The following is an 18,558-nucleotide window of genomic DNA, read 5'->3' as shown; positions in this document are numbered from 1 at the left end:
GTCTACTCTCCGGGCCACCGTGCTGCGCCTTACGAGCGCGGCAGGGTGGGGCCGCCAGGGGCACCTGTCACGATGCATTCCGAACATCCCTTCCGAAATGTTGGGCGACGGCACGATACGAGAGTGCAAGCGCTATCAGGTGCATGGCGGCGGCACACACAGAGTAGACCCATAGGGCGGTCAGTGGCGGCGCGTCAAGCTTGCGTGAGAGGTACAAGCTGGCGACAACGACGACGACCCTGGCAAAGTCCCATCCGACCTGGGTGCGGGTCTTCTGAAGAACGATCAGCGCCTGCGTCAGGGGCACCGCAAGGATCTGGCATCCGACCGCGATTGCAAGCGGCCGCGCATAGTCTCCGCTCATCGACCATTCGCTACCAAGCAATCCATGGAGAAGCGTGGGAGCCGCGACCAATATGGTGACGGTTGTCAAAACGGCCGCCGCAGACAGTCGTCGAAACGTCCGGATAAACAGTGTTCGTGCGCCCGGATCCTCTTCTCGGACGGCCCTAGCAAATCTGGCGAGAAATACTTGCGCAACCGAAGCTGCGACAAGCGCAACCGGTACAGAAACGCTTCGCTGCGCCATGCCGAGCCATCCCGCAACAGCGGGACCATAGAGCCCGGATACGAGCACGACTGGCAGGTGCACTCCTGCCACGTTCAGTAGCCCGGACGGCGCCAGTAGAAGGGGAAATCGGAGGTAGACCTTAGCGCTAAGCCATAGTCGGCCGAGGTGGGCCCGTAGCGGGCGCACCTTATTGCGGCGCCACGCGGCCCGAATCGACGAGCGGCTTAGTAGACTAACTACCCCAGCAAACTCTCCCGCAGCTTGGCCGAGGAGGAGGCCGGCGGGAGTCGGGGAAACGAGTCCCGCGCCACACTGGTATGTGACGAGAACAAGGCTCCGGATCACGCTTCGACGCGCTATCGCGCCGTATCGTTGACGTCGAAGCGCAAGGTAGTGAAGTACCGTGAAGGCTGCGGCGACGGAGGAAATGAGCGGCACGTAGAGTATCCACGGATAGAGGTCGTGGTGGCCGAGATGCGTAGTAATGAGTTCACCGCTCGCGAGAATGACCAGCGTGCCCATGACCCCCGTAGCGACAGCCATTATCAGGCTAACGAAAGCGACCGACACCGCGTCCGAGTCCTTCGCCGGTATAGCGATTGCGAGTTCATATCGTCCGGTCGCCAGTGGTCCGACCATCACGGCGACGGCAACCACAGCGGTAAAAACGCCGAAGCTATCGGGCGTGTAAAGGCGCGACAGAAGCGGCATACTCGCGAGGACCAGCACCTGACCCACAATAGTGCCCGACATAAGTTTCCCGAGGCCGCGGACGCCGGGGCTGATTCGAGCGGTGATTCCTGCCGTTACAGAAGACAGCGTGAACACGGTCGGCCCTCCGGACTCATTTAGGAAAGTGCCGTGTTCTGGAGGACCGTGTGGACGAAGGCAAGTCGCTTTTGCTCTTTAGGGCGCGCCGAGACGAGTTCCATGGTCTCACGGGGTACGGAGCGCCCCTTCCAGTGCCGTACGAAACTGCGCACCGCTGTCACGGATTGCTGGTCCACTTCGAATCCATATCCCAGATTCAAGACGCCCTGCGCCCTTGGCAAGTCAGGATCTTCATGGGCTATTATACACGGCAGCCCTTTCGCCAAGTACTCGCGAACCTTCAGGGGTGATGGAGTGCGGCGCCCGACACGCTCCAGGGCCAGATTGCCGAACCCCACATCCATGGTGCGGAGGACGTCATTCAGCGCATCGAGACCTTGAAAGGCTAGGACATGCACGTTTGACGGCGCGTTGCTTGGAACGTCCGTTACGCCGACGACGAAGAAGTCAAATTCTGGGAGTTGCTTTGCGAGGGCAAGGTATTTGTCCACGCCCTGCCATGCGTAGGGCGATCCGACACTCAGGATGCAACGCGGTCTGGCCACGGTGCTCGCTGGGGGTTCCGCGTATGCTGGGTCAGTGGCTGGCAGAACGATGCCGTTTGTGATCACCGTGTGGGGAACGTTCGATAAATTGAGGTGCGGAAGATTGGCGAGACTCGGATCTACAAAAACGATACCGTTTACGCTGCGGATGAGCCAGGGAGCGAGCCCTGCCATGATGCGTTGCGGAGCGGAAAGCAACTTTTTTTCAGCGGCGATATCGCCGTGCAACTCCAGCACCGTCGGCCACTTGCGGGCAGCCGCAATCACGGCCGGAAATGGATCGGAACGGAGGTACATAGCGTCGAATGACAAGCGTCGCAGTGTTCGCGGAATCTGTAGGGATGCGTGCAGCGAGTTTCGCCCGGACAAAACATGTAGCCCATGTCCTTTGGGTGCTTCTATGTGCGGCATCCTACTTTCTTCGCGGCAACACACGATTATCTCAGCGCGTACGCCGCTCTGGCGCCACAGGTTCATCCGATCGAAGAGTCTATCAAGAATGCCTGGATGCCGTGAGGGGTCGAAGCCGAAGACGTTGGCGATAGTGAACTGGCGATCGGGCACTAGGATGCTCCATCTTGCGAATGCGGCGAACGTTTATTGCGCTGGGTTTGGCTGGTCGTTGCGAGGTGTCGAGCGAGCACAACAATGACCCGGCGTCCGTACTTCATGACCGAGAAAAAAGATACCATCGCCAGAGTAGGAAGGCGGATGGCTCCTGCCGTGTACAGATGCCTATAAGCGAGAAGCTCCCCCTTCTCCATTGCGAGAAGATCGGCGCTCAAGCCAGACTCACCGAAATGTGGCTTGTGCTGTGCGCCAAGAGGAGTGCCGATCAACACTGCTCGACCCCCGGAGTGCACTATGCGCAACCAGAGGTCGTAGTCCTCACTATGGCGCATTCCGACATTGAAACGGTGGGCAACGTCGCGACGAACTAGAACGCTCGACGTTACGAACAGGTTCCGCCTTAGCAGCGTCGTCCATCGTCCAATCATCCTAAGCGGGATCTGACGGGTGCGGACTCGCGTGATCGTCGTGGAAGCTGTCGGCGAGTCGACGATGTGTCCTACAAAAGCTACGTCGGGGATACGCTCAAGTGCATCTACCTGAACTGCAAGTTTCGAGGGATACCAGGAGTCGTCGGCGTCTAGGAAGGCGACATACGCGCAGTGTGAGCGCGTCCAGCCCGTGTTGCGGGCCGTCGCGGGCCCCTGATTAGACTTCATTCTGACGACAGTAATAGGGAGGTCTTCGTAATCGGCGACGATGGCGGTCAGTAGCGCCGATTCTGCCTCTGCGCTGCCGTCGTCCACCACTATAACCTCGGCCGGCGCGAAGACCTGGGAGCGGATTGATTCAAGTGCGCGCCCGATCGTTCGACTCGACTCGTAAAAGGGTATGATGACTGTCACGTCGGTGCTCGGGATACCGGTCGAGCAGCGGTGATCCTGCGCTGAATGCTGGCCGATCATCGTCGTTCCGTTTCATCGGCGATGATTTTGATGTGCTCTGTCCAAGCGCGCCATAGGTCGCTCTGATTATACCTGCTAAGGATGTGATCGTAAGCGTTCAGGCCGAAAAGCGCGGCTTCCGCGTCGTTCGAAATTATTCGGCACAATGCATTGGCGAGCTGGCTGGAGTCTCCGACGGGTACGCTTAATCCGGTGTGATTCGCAATGACGGCCTCGCTCGCGCCGGTCGCGTTGCTCGCTACGGTTGGCACTCCGTATGAGGCCGCCTCTAGTACTACGTTCGGCAAACCCTCGCGATAAGAGGGGAGCGCCAACGCGCGCATGCCGCGGTAGAAATCGGACAGGTCCGACTGGTGTCCCATCAAGCGAACCCCAGGCGTGCGCGCTAGGCGGTTCTCGAGCGCGCGAGAAGCGCCGTCGTCTTCCGCGGCACCGGCTATGTGCAGTTCGGCACCGGGACATCTGTTGCGCACAATTGTCCATGCGTCGGCGAGGTCCGCGAGTCCCTTGTCCGGAGTGATGCGTCCGACGAATCCAATATAGGAGCCGTCTCGACTTCGGTAACTGTCGGGAGCGCTCAGTGGTGCCACGCCGTTGGCGGACCCGTTGTGTAAAATTTCAACCTCACCCTCTCGTGCGAGACGTAGATGGACGAGTTGTCGTCGGAGTTCATAACCCACGGCGACCGTGCTCGTGGCGCAAGCGATGGCTAGGCGCTCGCTCAAGGAGAGCAGGAAGCGAGTCGCGCCTGAGGTAGTCTCTAGTCGCAGCCCGTGCACGACGTAGATGGATGGTGTGCGGGTTAGGCGAGAAGCAATCGTGCCTAGAAGTCCCAGTTTGGGTGAGCCCCAAACAGCAATGGCGGGGCGCTCGACGCGCAATATGCGAATGAGTGCCAGTAGGGTCGCCAAGTCCCTTATCGGTCGGGGGTCTCGGGCGGCTGAAAGTGGAATGTAGCGCGCGCCCTCCGACTCGGCAAATGTGCGGGGGTCACCCTCGTTAGAGCATGTGAGCGCGACGTTCCACCCTGATCGCGCCAGATGTTGGTGGAAGCCTGAAAAAAACCCGCGCACGGAGTGGCCGCTCGTGACGCCGAATAGTATCTTCGGCGTTTCAGTGCGTGACCCATATCGTGCTGTCATGCTCGCCCCTCCCAGTTTGACCGTGGCGCAACTAGGTGTGGGATTGTGTCGAGCCACCCAGGGGTGCGCGGTTGGCCGAACCAGAGAAGTTCAAGGCGACGTGCGTTCGCACTCATGGCTGGATGTGCCATGCCGCTCACGCGAGCGAGTCTGACCAGGACGCGGGCTACTGACTCGGGGATGGTCTTGGGTGGACGCCCGCCGATAAGGTGGAGGAACTCCGCGGTAGTCAGCCTCTCGTCCGGGGTTAGCACCACAGGCGGGAGTTTGCCCGGGAAGGTCGCAAGGAATTCGACACTCATTGCTACGGTGCGGACCTGAACTTGAGGCGTGTGCCGAACCCCTCCGCCGGCCACGCTGGACAGTCGGCTGGCCGCAAGGCGCCCGACAGATCGACTCACGGACCGTTCCGGCCCGTGCACTGAGGTGGGCCGCAGGGTACAAACCTCAATCCCGGGTACCGACGCTACCCACCGTTCGCCAAGAGCTTTGCTGGCTGAGTAGGGCGAAAATGGCGCCGATCGCATGGTTTCGTCAAGAGTCGTGCGGCCTTGTACGGCGGCGGAACTTATATGGATTAGACGCGGCACGCGTGCGCGTGCGCACGCGCGGGCTAGGAGGAGCGGCCAATATGCGTTCGCGCCGATTAGTTGCGGAGAAGTGGGAGCGCTCGCGTCGGCGATTCCGGCGGCGTTCACGACAGCGTCCGAGCCGCGAACAGCGGCCTCTAACCATCGCTCGATGTCAGGGTCGTGGGTGTCCGGCCGGGGAGTACCGCTTAGATCACCGTCGTAGGTGAGGCGCGGCGCGCTCGGGGAACTGACTTCATGATCATGAAGGCGCGCCTCCGCGGCTATGGCGCTACCAACGAAGCCGGTTGCCCCGAACAGTGTAAGAGAGGTCATGAAGTGCTGTAATCCTTACTGGGAGTTCCGCTCTAGCGGCGACTGGTTGGCGGTGCGGGGCTCCTCCGGAAGCGCAGTGCGTTGGGCAAGAAGATGTAGACTAGCGTGCATGTGATCGCTGCGATGGTGGCGCCAGTGGCGGGTAGAAAAACATAGCCTAGAGTCAGGATGATTGAGAGCCCGGCGACAATCAGAGCAACCGCCGAGTGGCTCAAGCCGCGATTGTGAACGAGGGTCTGGTAAATGTGTTCGCGATGGGCTGCCGTGAGTGGCGCTCCGCGCAGCATGCGACGAATTAGAGTGAAGCCCGTGTCGGCGGCATAGAGCGCAAGCGGGGCTAGCAACAGCTTGAGGGGTACCTCGCTGGTGGCGCCGACGAGTATTCCGCCTGTCGCGAGTGCTCCGAACAGATAGCTTCCTACGTCGCCTAGGAACATCTGTGCGCGAGGAGCATTCCAGGGAAGGAAGGCAATCGTAGACCCCGCGGTCAGCGCGCCGACTAAGGCGAGTGCCGGAGTCTCGTTCGCAACGCCGACATAAACGGCTGTGCCCGCCCAGACAGCGAGCGATAGCGCCGTGATGCCGTTTATTCCGTCCATGAAGTTAACGACGTTTACGACGGTGGGCATAAGTATACCGCCTAGCAGCGCCCACACCATCCCACCCAGGATCAGACCAAGAACGGCACCGGCCGCCGCCTGGGAAGCTAATCTGGGGCGTACGGCAAGAGTTAGTTGGTCATCGGCGAATCCAACTAGCGCCAGTGTTAAGGCTGCCACAACAACTGCCCATGGCACACGAGAGCCAGAGATGGCCGCGAAAAGGGAGCCCGAGGCGATACCTAGGGCGCATGCGATACCGCCGCCTCGAGGTGTCGGGGCGGTGTGTGACGAACGGTGGTTCGGTAAATCAACGACTCCGTGCCGTGTGAGTGTGGTGCGAACTAGAGGTGCCGCGGCGGTCGTAACTGCGAATGCGATACCCGCGGCGAGCCAAATATCCACACGTCACCTGCCGGGCGATGTGTACGCCGACCGGGTCGGATTGAGGTTCGTGCCGGTGCTTGCAATCCAGTGCTCGGGAAACGAATCGGCGCCTTCCCACTGCCGTGGGTCGGTAGCTGGCACGGCGACGTGGGAGATGAGCGGATGGAACGGCCGGCTGCCGGCCTCGTCCACGCTGAAGAGGTCCTCGTCGAGCTTCTCTCCCTCTCGGAGCCCGGTGAAGACGATCTCGATCTCCTTGCCGGAGTGGGCGATGAGCCGACGGGCGACGTCGAGGATCTTGATGGGCTCACCCATGTCGAGGACGAGCACCTCGCCGTCACGGCCGATCGCGGCTGCCTGGATGACAAGCTCGCACGCCTCGGGGATGGTCATGAAATAGCGGGTGACGTCGGGGTGGGTGACCGTGACCGGTCCTCCGCCCTCGATCTGAGTGTTGAAGGTGTGGAGCATGGATCCGCGCGAGCCGAGGACGTTCCCGAACCGGACGGAGAGGTAAGAGCCCGTGGCCTCGGTCGCTTGCCAGGCGGTGAGCTGCTCGGCGATCCGCTTGGTACGACCGAGCACGCTGGTGGGGTTCGCGGCCTTGTCCGTGGAGATGTTGACGAACTGGCCCACGCCGTAAAGGCCCGAGAGCTCGAGGAGGTTGAGCGTCCCCATGACATTGGTTTTCCAAGCCTCGTCCGGGTACTGCTCGAGCATGGGCAGGTGCTTGAGTGCCGCGGTGTGAAAGACCACCTCGGGCTTGTGCCGGGTGAAGACCGCCTCGAGTGCTTCACGGTCGCGGATGTCGCATAGCACCATGTCCGGCGTGTCCAGCAGGCCCCGGCCGTAGATCGATAGTTGCACGCCGTGCAGCGCCGATTCATCGCGGTCGAGCAGGATCAGCTCGGCCGGGCCGAACTTGTGTACCTGGCGGGCGAGCTCGGAGCCGATTGAACCTCCCGCGCCAGTGACGAGCACGCGCTTACCTGTGAGGTAACCCGCGATGGACGAGATGTCCGTTTCGATCTGTCGGCGGCCGAGGATGTCCGAGATCTCAACCTTACGCACGTCGCTCAGCTGGACGCGGCCAGCGAACATCTCGCTCACGGGTGGGAGGACGAGGAGCTTCATGCCGGCGCCCTCGACAAGGTCGGAGATCTCCGTGATGAGTTCCGGGCTCGCGTTGGAGATGGCAAGGATGACAGTCGTGACGTCCTCGCTCTTGGCGACCCCGAGGAGGTCTGACCGGTTGCCCAGCACGGGGATGCCGACCATCCGGAGGTTTCGCTTGCTCCGGTTATCATCGATGAGCCCGACGACGCGGTAGGGGGAGCTCGAGTCGGTATGGATGAGGCGGAGGAGTTGATAGCCCGCGTCGCCCGCGCCGTAGACGAGGGTGCGCTCGGCGTCGGCGGCGATGATGCGCGCGCGGACCCGCCAGACCCGGTAGCCCCAGCGGCCTGCCGCCGTCACGAGGAGTGCCATGGCGGGCGCCATGAGGGCGAGCCCGTTCGGAAAGTTGTCGAGCGGCCGGATTCCGATGAAGAGGCCGACGAAGGCCAGGCCCACGACCGCCGTCGACGCTGCGATCCCGAAGGTCTCCTCGAAGCTGCCGACCCGGTAGCGGCCCTGGTACAGCTTGAGCGCGAGTCCGATGACGACCTGAAGCCCGGCCGCGAGGCCGAGGTAGAGGATGACGGCGGACCACTGCACGTCCGTCAGGTAGAAGCTGTAGCGGCTGCCGACGACGAACGCGACGGCCAGCGTCCAGCTCGCGACGTCCCAGAGGACCATCGCGGCGCGCCGAACCATAGGTCTGTTGAACAAAGGAACCCCACCCGTTCCGAGGAAAAACGCTGACGCCTCCGGTATAGGGGCGCTCCTCCAGGGTACCCAAATCTTCACGTGTCATTCTCGTGAGAAGGCCCACCTCGAGTCTATACCAACGTCTACGCGCAAGGGTCCGCGGCGTGGGCGGCTAGGACGTATGGTGCGATGAGGTAGAGGATGGCCCGCCATGACCTCCGCCGTGCGCTCCGACGGGCCGATGTTCCCTCTCCGGAGCGTCGTGCTCGGAGCGTTCGTCCCCTCCCTCGCCTTCGAGGTGGGCGTTGGAGCAATGCTCCCCATCATCGCCATCACGGCGACGGGCCTCGGATCCTCCCTCGCCCTCGCCGGGTTCATGGCAGCGCTCCTGCCGCTCGGCCAGATCCTCGCCGACCTGCCGGCGGGCTCCCTCGCCGCCCGGCTCGGCGACCGGGGGGCGATGCTGCTCGCCGGGCTCGTGGCCGCCGTCGGATTCCTCGGGTGCGCCCTGGCGCCGGGGCTCGGGGTGCTCGGCGCGAGCGTCCTGCTCATCGGCGCGGCCAGCGCCGTCTTCAACCTCGCCCGCCACGCCTACCTCACCGAGATCACCCCTCCGCTGCGTCGGGCGCGCGTCCTGTCCACGCTCGCCGGGGTGCACCGCATCGGCCTGTTCATCGGTCCGTTCGCCGGGGCCGCCGTCATCCACGGCGGCGATGTCCAGGACGCCTACTGGCTCGCCGTCGTCACCTCCGTGCTCGCCACGGTGTCGGTGCTTGCCGTCCGGCAGGAGAAGACCGCGGGCGGTCGCGCGCCCGGTGGGGCTAGCGGGCCGCGGCGGAGCATGACCTCGGTGCTGCGCGAGCACAGGCAGGTGTTCGCCACGCTCGGCGTCGCCGTCATGCTCGTCGGTGCCGTGCGCGGCGCGCGGCAGACGGTCCTGCCGCTGTGGGGTGAGCACCTCGGGTTCGACCCGGCGGTGACGAGCCTCGTGTTCGGGCTCGCCGGCGCCGTCGACATGCTCCTGTTCTACCCGGCCGGGAAGGTCATGGACCGCTACGGGCGGCTGTGGATCGGGATCCCGTCGATGGTGGTCATGGCGCTGAGCATGGTGCTCCTGCCGTTCGCGACGACAGTGGCCGCGGTGAGCGTCGTCGCCGTCGTCATGGGGCTCGGCAACGGCATGGGTTCCGGGATCCTCATGACGCTCGGCGCGGACGTCGCGCCGCCGGCGGAGCGTTCGCAGTTCCTCGGGATCTGGCGGGTGCTCCAGGACGGGGGCTCGGCAGCAGGGCCGCTCATCGTCTCGGCGGGCGCCGCCGTCGGCTCCCTCGCCGCGGGGATCTGGACGATGGGCGTGCTCGGGGGAGCGGCGGCGGCCGCGCTCGGAAGGTGGGTACCGCGGTGGTCGGTGCACGCCAACCGCACCACGCGCCGTCGGGCCGGGATCGGGTAGCCACCGCCCGGACCGGGATTTCGCAGGGGCATCCGGGGCGCAGTCACGGGCCCCAGCTCCGCTGAGATCTGTCCGACAGGGACGGGTCTTCGGTGCAGTGGGGCCCGTCCACCGTGCTTCTGCCGCGCGTGCGGCAGGACCTACCCGACGCTGCGCGCGTCGCGGTAGGTGAAGCGCTCGAAGCCCAGTTCCGCGATCTGCGCGGCCAGCTGCCGGCACTCCGCGTCCCAGGCGTGCGCGTCCCACCGGGCCAGCTCGTCCGCGAAGTCCGCGCGGGTGCCGGTGGAGCGGACCTGCTGGAGCGCGTACTCCCGCTCGCCGCGAGCGCACACCCGGCGGGCGACCTCGAAGGCGTCGCGGGCAGCGGTGGCGTGCGGGTAGACGGTGGTGCGCACCTCGTGCTCGACGCCGGAGGCGACGACGAGGTCGAGGCTCTCCCAGATGGTGCGGACGGCGTCGATCTCGACGCGCGGGGTGGGGTGGTCGTTCATGCTCTGGCTCCTCGGTCCGTCCGGTCTTGGATGAGGACGACGCTACGGACCGCAGGTGCGCGGGACCCCAGGATGTAGGGGTGTGTTGGGACGGTGGGCACAACATGTAGAGGTGGCATGTCCCGAAGCGGTCGCCGTGCCGGGACGTACGTCCCCACCGCCTTCCTCGCGGGCGCTCGCGGACGTGCCTACCCTGCACACGCACCGACGACCGAGGAGACCACCGTGGACCGCAGTCGACCCATCGCCGTCACCGGCGCCACCGGCAACCTCGGCGGCGGCGTCGCCGCTGCCCTGACGGCGGCCTCCCGGCCGCTGCGGCTCGTCGTGCGGGACGCCTCCCGCGCGCCGAGCGGCGAGCACGAGGTGGCAGTCGCCTCCTACGGCGACCTCGACGCCTCGACCGCGGCCCTGCGCGGCGTCGACCTCCTCTTCATGGTCTCGGCCTCGGAGAGCGAGGACCGGCTCGCCCAGCACCGCACCTTCATCGACGCCGCCGCTGCCGCCGGGGTGCGCCACGTCGTCTACACGTCCTTCCTCGGCGCCTCACCGGGAGCGACCTTCACGCTGGCCCGCGACCACTGGCACACGGAGGAGCACCTGCGCGCTTCGGGGATGGCCGTCACCTTTCTGCGCAACTCGTCCTACCTCGACTTCCTCCCCTCCCTCGTCGGAGAGGACGGCGTCATCCGCGGTCCCGCCGGGAACGGGCGAGTGGGGGCCGTCGCGCGCGCCGACATCGTCCGAGCGGCGGCCGCTGTCCTGCTGGACCCGGCGACGCACGCCGGACGGAGCTACGACCTCACCGGGCCTGAGGCGCTCAGCCTCGCCGAGGTCGCCGAGACCATCACTCGGGTGACCGGCCGGACGACGCGCTTCCACGACGAGACGCTCGAGGAGGCGTACGCCTCGCGCGACGTGTACGGCGCACCGCGGTGGGAGGTCGATGCCTGGGTCTCCACCTACACGGCGATCGCCGCCGGTGCGCTCGACGTCGTCAGCGACGACGTCGAGCGGCTCACTGGCCGCACGCCCCTCAGCCTCGCCGACCTGCTGCGGCAGTAGCGGCGCCTGCGCCCGCGGCTCCTCCGCCAGGGCCGCCCGCTACGTCTTGGCGTCCTCGTAGCGGCGCAGCGCCTCGGCCCGCTCGGCCGCGTGGTCGACGATGCGCTCGGGATACCCGTGAGCCAGGCCGCCCGGGATACGCCAAGGCTGGTGCACCGCGGCGCCGGGGATGCGGGCGAGCTCCGGGACGTACCGGCGGACGTAGTCGCCGTGAGGGTCGTACCGCTCGCCCTGGGCGACGGGATTGAAGACGCGGAAGTAGGGCGCGGCGTCCGTGCCGGTGCCCGCCACCCACTGCCAGCCATGGTTGTTCGAGGCGAGGTCGCCGTCGCGGAGGTGGTCGAGGAAGTACCGCGCCCCGTGCTGCCACCAGACGTGCAGGTCCTTGACGAGGAAGCTCGCGACGACCATCCGCACCCGGTTGTGCATCCACCCCTCGGTGAGGAGCTGGCGCATGCCCGCGTCGACGAACGGGTAGCCCGTGCGGCCCTCCTCCCACGCCCTCACCCGCTCCGCCGCGGAACCGGCCGGGTCGTCGTACGCCATGGCGCTCAGGTCCGCGCGCAGGTCGCCCCAGGCGGACTTCGGCCGGTGCCACAGGACGTCGGCGTAGAACTCCCGCCAGCACAGCTCGGTGACGAACCGACGGGCGCCGTCGGAGCGCCCGGCCGGATGGGCGGCGACGTCCGCCAACATCGTGCGCGGGTGGATCGTGCCGTACTTGAGGTGGACCGACATCTGCGACGTGGCGTTGAGGTCAGGGCGGTCCCGGTTGCTGCCGTAGCCGGCGAGGTCGTCCTCGAGGAACTCCTCCCACCGCGCGCGGGCCGCACCCTCACCGATGGCGATGGTCGGCGTAGCCGGCTCGTCGCCCCAGGGCAGCGGCGTCGACTCGACCGGCCGGTGCCAGGTGAGGCCGGCGGGGACCGTGGCCGGGGCCGGCCAGCCGTGCTCGTGCCAGGCGCGCGAGAACGGCGTGAACACCTTGAAGGGCTCGCCGTCGGCCTTGCGCACGAGCCCGGGTCCGACGGCGTAGGGCGTGCCGGTCGCCACGAGGGGCACGTCGCCCAGGGCGAGCTCGACGCGGTGGTCCCGGCGACGTCCGTACGGCGTGCTCTCCCGGCTGACGTGCACGCTCGAGGCCCCGACCTCGCGGACGAGCCGGGGGATCTCGGTCTCCGGGTCGCCCACGCGGACGACGAGCGCGCCGTCGTACGCCGTCGCGAGGTCGGCGACGGCCGCCGCCAGGTGGGCGCGGCGGACCGTCCCCGCGGAGGCGAGGAGCGTCGGGTCGGCGACGAAGACCGGGAGGACGTCGCCGCCGGCCTCGTGCGCCGCGAGGAGCGCCGGCAGGTCGGACAGGCGGAGGTCCCGCCGGAGCCACAGCAGCGCAGTCATGCCCGCCATCATCCGGAAGCGGGTGGCGTCACGCGCGTTGTGACCGTTGACACACGCGCAGTCGGCGTGCCAACATCGCGGCGTGGGAAACCGGGTTCCTAAAGCAACCGCGAAGCGGGCTCGGCCGCAAGCGACCATCAGCGATGTGGCCGCCGAGGCCGGCGTCGCGCGCGCCACGGTGTCGAAGTACCTGGCCGACGGCTCGCGAAACTATTACGTCGCGGAGTCGACTCGCGAGCGCATCGCCTCAGCCATCGAGCGACTCGGCTATGAGCCCAATGCCGTCGCGCGCAGCCTGTCCAACAGCCGGTCCTACACGATCGGCGTCATCGTTCCGAGCATCACGAACCCGTTCTATCCGGGTCTCATCGCAGGCATCGAAGACGTGGCCGGCGCCGAGGGGTTCACCGTGATCCTGGGCAGCACGGAGGGGAGTCTGGAGCGTGAAGAGCGCATCGTCAGCTCTCTCCGTCAGCGGCAGGTGGACGGCATCGTGCTGGCCTCACAACAGGTAGAGGACGGGGTCGTGGAGCGCCTGGTCGAGTCCGGCCTGGACGTCGTCCTCGCGTCCCGCCCCGCCTCCAGCCTCATGACGGACACGGTCATGGCAGACGACATGGGCGGTACGCACGCGGCGATGGAGCACCTGCTCGAGCACGGTCACGAGCGCATAGGGCACATCGCGGGACCGGCCGGCGTCGCCACCTTCCGCAATCGCGCCGAGGCGTTCCGGGCCTCCTGCCACGAACACGGCGCGGGTCGGAACGCGACGCCGGTCGTCGTCCAGGCTGAGTCCGCCACCGTTGAAGGTGGTGCGCGCGCCGCGGAGGAGCTCCTCGCATCCCCGGGCGTGACCGCTGTCTTCGCCGCCAACGACCTGATAGCGATGGGCGTTCTTAGCTACTGCGCCAGCATCGGGCGGCGGGTTCCGGAGGACCTCGCCGTCGTTGGGTTCGACAACGTGTGGGTGTCACGGATGCCGGGGATCGACCTGACGACGGTCGACGGAAAGACCCGAGAGGTGGGACGGATGGCCGCAGAGCGCGTGGTGGAGCGAATCCGCGACCGATGGGCGCCGGTGCAGTCGGCGCCGGAGCCCCAAGCCATCACCCTCTCCACCGAACTCGTTCGCAGACGCACCTGCGGATGCCTGACCGCCTGACCGCCTGCCGACAGCTGTAGAGCGGAAGCCGGATCTAAGCCCACCAGTACGCCAACGACGGGAGACGGCATGGTCGATGTGGGCCAACGACGGCAGTAGGAAACCGGTATCACGTCGGTATAGCCCGCCGGCCCCTACGGTTCGCGACTTTGCCGGGGAGCCTGTGCGGCCTTCCGGGCACGTAGATGTTTCACCCCGCAACAGAGCAAGTTCTAGAAACTCAATGGAGAGGATTTACGATGACTGCGACGAAGACGATCCGCTGGGCTGGTGCCCTCGGTGTGGCCTCCCTGCTGCTGGCCGCTTGTGGCGGCCCCTCGGACGAGCCGGCGGATGGTGCGAGCGGCACCGGAGACGGCAGGGAGATTCCCCTGTCGCTCAACCAGACCGAGGACCACCCCAACTTCCTCGCGCTGAGCGAGTTCGCCGAGAACGTTGCCGAGCGCACCGAGGGGCGAGTGAACATCCGGGTGTTCCCCAACGCTGTGCTCGGTGAGCAGCAGGAGAGCGTCCAGCTGGTCGGGGACGGGTCCGTCGGGATGGCTAGCATCTCCGCCCCGCAGATGGTGAACCTCAACGAAGACTTCATGGTGCTCGACATGCCGCTGGTCTTCGACTCGGAGGAGCACCAGATGGCGACTATCAACGACATGGAGATCGTGGGCGAGCTGTACTCGTCCCTCGCGGACAGTCAGTCGTTGACGGTGCTGGGTGCGTACACGCAGGGCGCGCGCTCGGTGTACAACTCGCGCGGACCGATCGAGACGCCTGAGGACCTTGCCGGCCTGAAGGTTCGCGTGCAGGAGAGCCCGCTGCACATCGCGATGATCCAAGCGATGGGAGGAACGCCCACACCGATGCCGTTCTCCGAGGTCTACACCGCTCTGCAGGGTGGCGTGATCGACGCAGCGGAGAACAACGCGCCGTCCTACCTCACGCAGCGGCACTACGAGACCGCGCCGTACTTCTCCTACACGAACCACCTCATCGGAGCGGACTTCCTCGTCGTCAACTCAGAGCTCCTCGCATCCTTCTCCGAGGAGGACCGGGCGGTTGTCGAGGAGGAGTTCGCGGCTTCTGTGGAGACCTTCATGTCCATCTGGCAGGAGCAGGTGGCCGCAGCGATCGAGGAGACCACTGCCGCGGGGGCTCAGTACAACGAGGTCGATGCGGAGGCCTTCCGGGAGGTCCTGCAGCCCGTCGTGGACGACGCCCTGGAGACCGAGACGCAGCGTGAGCTGTTCGAGGCAATCCGTGACCGAGCCTGACCACGGACGGCGGTGCCGCCCGTGGCTGCAGTGAGGCGAGACATCGACGAGCAGGCCCGGCGCCTGTCAGAGACGGCGGCAGCGGCCGGGCTGGACCGGTTGCTGCTGGCGGACCCGCTGTCGTTGTCCTGGCTCCTCGGGGTGCGCTGGAGCGTCCGCATGGGCTCGGACAAGCCGTGCTTTGCCGTCCACCTCGACGCCCGGTCGGGCGGCCTACCCGCGGTGCATGTCGTCACCCCCCGCAACGAGGCGGCGCGCCTGGTCGAGGTCGAGCTGGCCGAGGTGGCCTACTCCGGGGAGATGGGTGTCCTCACGCACGAGTGGAACGAGGGTCCGTGGTCGGTGATCGACACTGACGGCCGACTCGGGTCCGACATGCCGGCTGCCGGGGTGCGGAGCATCGCGGAGGACATTGCTCGTGTCCGCCGAGCGCTCGTCGCGCCTCAGAAGCTGGAGCTCGCCGCCGTCACCGCGCGCGTGACGCGGATCGTGGAGGCGACGGCGAGGCGCGCCAGAGTCGGCATGACGGAGAGGGCTCTCGCTGCGGAGACCGTCGAGGCCCTGGTCCGTGACGGGCTGGAACCGCTCGTCGTGCTGGTGGGGTCGGGTACCGACCTGGACCGCTTCAAGCATCCGCTGCCCCGCGACGTGCCCATCGGCGGCCGGTTCATGGTCTCGGTCGGTGCACGGGGGGCGGGTGTGGTCACCAGCGTGACCCGCTATGGCACCTTCGACGGGTTGACTGCGCGGGAGGCGGACGAGTATCGGCGTCTCCAAGAGGTTGAGGCCGTCCTCCTGCGCAGCAGCACGCCCGGTGCCCGACTCGGCGCGGCCCTCGACGCGGGGAAGGCGGCGTACCGCACGCACGGCTTCCCCGCCGAGACCTGGCGCGAGCACCACCAGGGCGGGATCGCCGGCTTCGCACCGCGAGAAGTCATCGCTGGCGGCACTGACGACCCCGTGCTCCAGGAGGACATGGTCGTGGCATGGAATCCCTCAGCTTCCGGATGGAAGGTCGAGGACGTCGCACTGGTGTCAGCCTCCGGTGCCCACCCCCTAGGCCAGCCCGGCGAGGGCTGGCCCGCGCATGACGTCGGAGGCGTGACCCGCCCCGCCGTCCTCGAGATCTGAACCGACGAAAGGCATTGTGATGAAGAGCGTGCACCTGCTACCCGATCAGCTCGCCACCCGGCGCAGCCCGGCCGAGATAGGACAGGAGCTCACCTCGGTCCAGCGGCTGGAGGTACGAGACAGGACGGCGGTCACCACGCAGGACGAGGAGCTCGTCGTCGTCGTCATCCAGGGCGACCTCAGCTGGCACCACGAGGGCGACCAGGGCGACGCGACCTATCGCGACATGATCTACGTGCCCGCCCGCAGCGAGGTTTCTCTGACCTCGGCCGACGGGGCGACCGTCATGTGCTTCTGGGTGCCTTGCGACCGGGACACCGCCTTCGTCCACATCCCTTTCGCGGAGGTTGACGCAGACTCCGGCCGTCACCACACCTACGGTGATCCGGCGATCGGCAGCCAGCGGGACGTGTGGGACTTCATCGATGGAGATTTCGACTCCCAGCGCGTGCTCTGCGGGCAGTCGGTCGGGGAGCCAGGCGGGTGGACGGCGTGGCCGCCGCACGAGCACGGCGCCAAGCGTGAGGAAACCTACGTCTACTTCGGTCTCCACGGGTCGTTCGGCGTCCAGCTCGTCTACGAGAGAGGGGAAGGCATGGATGACCCGATGAGCGTCTCCCTCGTTCGGGAGGGGCATCTCGTCTCGGTGCCCGGGGGCTACCACCCCAGCGTCGGCAGCCCTGCCGGAGGCATGTCCTACATCTACTTCATGGCCTCTCGGCAGAAGGAGGATCGCAACTTCATGGACCTGACGATCCAGCCCGAGTACGGCGAGACGTTCGACTGACTGACAGGGCAGACCATTGATCAACGCACCTTCGCTGGCCAACTCAAACCTCCTTGACCTCGGGGAAGACCTCGACGCACTCGTGCGTGGGGGGTGCCGCACGGTCCATGTCGATGTCATGGACGGGCACTACGTACCGAACCTGTGCTTCCCCGTCTCCGCCGTCGCCGCGATCAAGGACAGATATCCGGACCTGGTCGTCGACGCTCACCTCATGGTGGACACCGTCGAGGACTACATCGAGCCGCTGCGCGTCGCGGGCTGCGACGCGATGAGCTTCCCCATCGACGCCACGCGGTTCGTCCGCAGGACGCTGTCCACGATCCAGGCCGCGGGCATGCGCGCCGGGGTAGCGATCAACCCGTCGCAGGACGTCGCCGTCGTCGAGCCGGTGCTGCGCTACGCCGACTACGTCGTCCTCATGTCCGTCGAACCGGGCTTTGCGGGCCAGACGTTCCTCGACGGGTCACTCGACCGACTCGACACGCTCGCCAGCCTCCGTGAAGCGACGGGGTCCTCCGCCCTCATCCAGATCGACGGCGGCGTCACCTATGACGTGGCGGAGGAGGGCGCGCGGCGCGGAGCCGAGATCTTCGTCACCGGAGTCTTCACCGTCTACGACCCCGAGCTCAGCCGTGAGCGTGGGATGGCGGAGTTCGACTCCAGGATGGCTCGTGCCGGCTATCCCGCCAGTTCGGAGCACCTCGCGGCGTTGCGTCGGACGACGGACTAGCGTCGCGCACCTCCGCCCCCTGCGGCGCCGGTCAGACGCGCGGTCGGGACGCTGTACGTCGACGGCGGCGCACCTCAGGTGCGCCGCCGTCGGCACTCTCGCGGGAGTAATCGCTACCGGCAACCGGTCCGATTACTCCGCGCGCTTGGGGCGGGCGCGGACGTGCGCCTGCTGCCCCTGGGGGCCGAAGAGCGCGAGGAACTCGACCGGCTCGGTGTCGGCGTGGCCGATCCAGTGCGGCAGGCGGGTGTTGAACTCGACGGCCTCGCCGGCGTCGAGGACGAGCTCGCGGTCGCCGAGCACCATCCGCAGCCGCCCGCTGAGGACGTAGAGCCACTCGTACCCCTCGTGCGAGCGCGGCGACGGCTCGGGCGGGGAGTCGGTGGCGTGGAGGATGTACTTGTACGCACGCAGGCCGCCTCCGGCGCGCTCCGTGAGCGGGATGACGGTGCGGTCGCCGTGGCGCTCGGGGCGCAGGTGCACGCGCGGGTCTCCCGTGGGCGGGGCGTCGACGAGCTCGTCGATCGGCACGGCGTACGTGCGGGCGAGGGGGAGCAGCAGCTCGAGCGTGGGGCGCCGCCCGCCCGACTCCAGGCGCGACAGGGTGCTCACCGAGATGCCCGTCGCCGTGGAGAGCTCGGACAGCGTGAGCTCGCGGTCGGTCCGCAGGGCGCGCAGCCGCGGGCCGACGCCCGCGAGCATGGCGTCCGCATCACTTCCGGCGGATGCGCTCTCGTCGTCGGTCATGGCTCCTAGTTTGCCATAGTGGCAAAGGCGGTTGCTGCTGCGGCTCGTCCCGGCGCACA

The 18,558-nt window shown here is 66.6% G+C and carries 17 protein-coding genes; 7 read left to right on the top strand and 10 right to left on the bottom strand.

Going from position 1 to position 18,558, the window contains the following annotated elements:
* Positions 1-67: 67 nt before the first annotated feature.
* The 7 genes from V2J63_RS13640 to V2J63_RS13615 all read right to left on the bottom strand — a co-directional run bounded on the left by V2J63_RS13640 (position 68) and on the right by V2J63_RS13615 (position 8,270).
* Positions 68-1,399: a lipopolysaccharide biosynthesis protein gene (locus V2J63_RS13640; protein WP_331230249.1), complete on the bottom strand. Its 1,332-nt coding sequence runs from the start codon at positions 1,397-1,399 to the stop codon at positions 68-70.
* A gap of 20 nt (positions 1,400-1,419) precedes the next feature.
* Positions 1,420-2,511 carry a glycosyltransferase family protein gene (locus V2J63_RS13635; RefSeq protein ID WP_331230250.1) on the bottom strand — a complete coding sequence of 364 codons (1,092 nt, stop codon included), beginning with the start codon at positions 2,509-2,511 and terminating at the stop codon, positions 1,420-1,422.
* The gene (locus tag V2J63_RS13630; RefSeq protein WP_331231546.1) at positions 2,511-3,422 is read right to left on the bottom strand and encodes a glycosyltransferase family 2 protein; all 912 of its coding nucleotides are present in this window, start codon (positions 3,420-3,422) and stop codon (positions 2,511-2,513) included. Before V2J63_RS13630 ends, V2J63_RS13635 begins: the two co-directional genes overlap by 1 nt.
* On the bottom strand, positions 3,419-4,564 hold the full coding sequence (locus V2J63_RS13625) for a glycosyltransferase (protein ID WP_331230252.1): 1,146 nt from the start codon (positions 4,562-4,564) through the stop codon (positions 3,419-3,421). The genes V2J63_RS13630 and V2J63_RS13625 overlap by 4 nt, the downstream gene beginning before the upstream one ends.
* Positions 4,561-5,469, bottom strand: coding sequence for an NAD-dependent epimerase/dehydratase family protein (locus V2J63_RS15825; RefSeq protein ID WP_434056290.1), 909 nt, complete (start codon positions 5,467-5,469; stop codon positions 4,561-4,563). Before V2J63_RS15825 ends, V2J63_RS13625 begins: the two co-directional genes overlap by 4 nt.
* A gap of 32 nt (positions 5,470-5,501) precedes the next feature.
* Positions 5,502-6,248, bottom strand: coding sequence for an MraY family glycosyltransferase (locus V2J63_RS13620; RefSeq protein ID WP_331231545.1), 747 nt, complete (start codon positions 6,246-6,248; stop codon positions 5,502-5,504).
* A gap of 228 nt (positions 6,249-6,476) precedes the next feature.
* On the bottom strand, positions 6,477-8,270 hold the full coding sequence (locus tag V2J63_RS13615) for a polysaccharide biosynthesis protein (protein WP_331230254.1): 1,794 nt from the start codon (positions 8,268-8,270) through the stop codon (positions 6,477-6,479).
* Between the two features lie 205 nt (positions 8,271-8,475).
* Here V2J63_RS13615 and V2J63_RS13610 point away from each other — a divergent pair, with 205 nt between their 5' ends.
* Positions 8,476-9,717, top strand: coding sequence for an MFS transporter (locus V2J63_RS13610; protein ID WP_331230255.1), 1,242 nt, complete (start codon positions 8,476-8,478; stop codon positions 9,715-9,717).
* A gap of 140 nt (positions 9,718-9,857) precedes the next feature.
* Here V2J63_RS13610 and V2J63_RS13605 read toward each other — a convergent pair whose 3' ends face one another.
* Positions 9,858-10,208, bottom strand: coding sequence for a hypothetical protein (locus V2J63_RS13605; protein ID WP_331230256.1), 351 nt, complete (start codon positions 10,206-10,208; stop codon positions 9,858-9,860).
* Between the two features lie 225 nt (positions 10,209-10,433).
* On the opposite strand from V2J63_RS13605, the gene V2J63_RS13600 reads away from it, so the two are divergent.
* A complete protein-coding gene (locus V2J63_RS13600) occupies positions 10,434-11,273 on the top strand; it encodes an SDR family oxidoreductase (protein ID WP_331230257.1) in 840 nt (279 codons plus the stop codon).
* A gap of 39 nt (positions 11,274-11,312) precedes the next feature.
* Here the strand turns inward: V2J63_RS13600 and V2J63_RS13595 are convergent, their stop codons facing one another.
* Complete coding sequence (locus V2J63_RS13595) at positions 11,313-12,671, bottom strand: cryptochrome/photolyase family protein (protein ID WP_331230258.1); 1,359 nt, start codon at positions 12,669-12,671, stop codon at positions 11,313-11,315.
* Between the two features lie 145 nt (positions 12,672-12,816).
* Here V2J63_RS13595 and V2J63_RS13590 point away from each other — a divergent pair, with 145 nt between their 5' ends.
* The 5 genes from V2J63_RS13590 to V2J63_RS13570 all read left to right on the top strand — a co-directional run bounded on the left by V2J63_RS13590 (position 12,817) and on the right by V2J63_RS13570 (position 17,752).
* A complete protein-coding gene (locus tag V2J63_RS13590) occupies positions 12,817-13,833 on the top strand; it encodes a LacI family DNA-binding transcriptional regulator (protein ID WP_331230259.1) in 1,017 nt (338 codons plus the stop codon).
* A gap of 239 nt (positions 13,834-14,072) precedes the next feature.
* A complete protein-coding gene (locus tag V2J63_RS13585; RefSeq protein WP_331230260.1) occupies positions 14,073-15,101 on the top strand; it encodes a TRAP transporter substrate-binding protein in 1,029 nt (342 codons plus the stop codon).
* A 21-nt stretch (positions 15,102-15,122) separates the two neighbouring features.
* Positions 15,123-16,232 carry a M24 family metallopeptidase gene (locus V2J63_RS13580; RefSeq protein ID WP_331230261.1) on the top strand — a complete coding sequence of 370 codons (1,110 nt, stop codon included), beginning with the start codon at positions 15,123-15,125 and terminating at the stop codon, positions 16,230-16,232.
* 19 nt (positions 16,233-16,251) lie between these two features.
* On the top strand, positions 16,252-17,019 hold the full coding sequence (locus V2J63_RS13575) for a 5-deoxy-glucuronate isomerase (RefSeq protein WP_331230262.1): 768 nt from the start codon (positions 16,252-16,254) through the stop codon (positions 17,017-17,019).
* Positions 17,020-17,035: 16 nt separating this feature from the next.
* Positions 17,036-17,752: a ribulose-phosphate 3-epimerase gene (locus V2J63_RS13570; protein ID WP_331230263.1), complete on the top strand. Its 717-nt coding sequence runs from the start codon at positions 17,036-17,038 to the stop codon at positions 17,750-17,752.
* A 132-nt stretch (positions 17,753-17,884) separates the two neighbouring features.
* On the opposite strand, the gene V2J63_RS13565 is transcribed toward V2J63_RS13570, so the two are convergent.
* Positions 17,885-18,499: a helix-turn-helix domain-containing protein gene (locus V2J63_RS13565; protein ID WP_331230264.1), complete on the bottom strand. Its 615-nt coding sequence runs from the start codon at positions 18,497-18,499 to the stop codon at positions 17,885-17,887.
* Between the last annotated feature and the right edge of the window lie 59 nt (positions 18,500-18,558).

The organism is Georgenia wangjunii, assembly GCF_036421975.1.
In the GTDB taxonomy this organism is placed as follows: Bacteria; Actinomycetota; Actinomycetes; order Actinomycetales; family Actinomycetaceae; genus Georgenia_A; species Georgenia_A wangjunii.
This window is presented reverse-complemented; position numbering and strand designations above follow the sequence as displayed.

What these genes read in the sequence shown, in the direction of transcription:
- V2J63_RS13630 (WP_331231546.1), bottom strand. Translation starts at nt 3,422, where the DNA reads ATGATCGGCCAGCATTCAGCGCAGGATCACCGCTGCTCGACCGGTATC.
- V2J63_RS13625 (WP_331230252.1), bottom strand. Translation starts at nt 4,564, where the DNA reads ATGACAGCACGATATGGGTCACGCACTGAAACGCCGAAGATACTATTC.
- V2J63_RS15825 (WP_434056290.1), bottom strand. Translation starts at nt 5,469, where the DNA reads ATGACCTCTCTTACACTGTTCGGGGCAACCGGCTTCGTTGGTAGCGCC.
- V2J63_RS13615 (WP_331230254.1), bottom strand. Translation starts at nt 8,270, where the DNA reads ATGGTTCGGCGCGCCGCGATGGTCCTCTGGGACGTCGCGAGCTGGACG.
- V2J63_RS13610 (WP_331230255.1), top strand. Translation starts at nt 8,476, where the DNA reads ATGACCTCCGCCGTGCGCTCCGACGGGCCGATGTTCCCTCTCCGGAGC.
- V2J63_RS13605 (WP_331230256.1), bottom strand. Translation starts at nt 10,208, where the DNA reads ATGAACGACCACCCCACCCCGCGCGTCGAGATCGACGCCGTCCGCACC.
- V2J63_RS13595 (WP_331230258.1), bottom strand. Translation starts at nt 12,671, where the DNA reads ATGACTGCGCTGCTGTGGCTCCGGCGGGACCTCCGCCTGTCCGACCTG.
- V2J63_RS13585 (WP_331230260.1), top strand. Translation starts at nt 14,073, where the DNA reads ATGACTGCGACGAAGACGATCCGCTGGGCTGGTGCCCTCGGTGTGGCC.
- V2J63_RS13575 (WP_331230262.1), top strand. Translation starts at nt 16,252, where the DNA reads ATGAAGAGCGTGCACCTGCTACCCGATCAGCTCGCCACCCGGCGCAGC.
- V2J63_RS13565 (WP_331230264.1), bottom strand. Translation starts at nt 18,499, where the DNA reads ATGACCGACGACGAGAGCGCATCCGCCGGAAGTGATGCGGACGCCATG.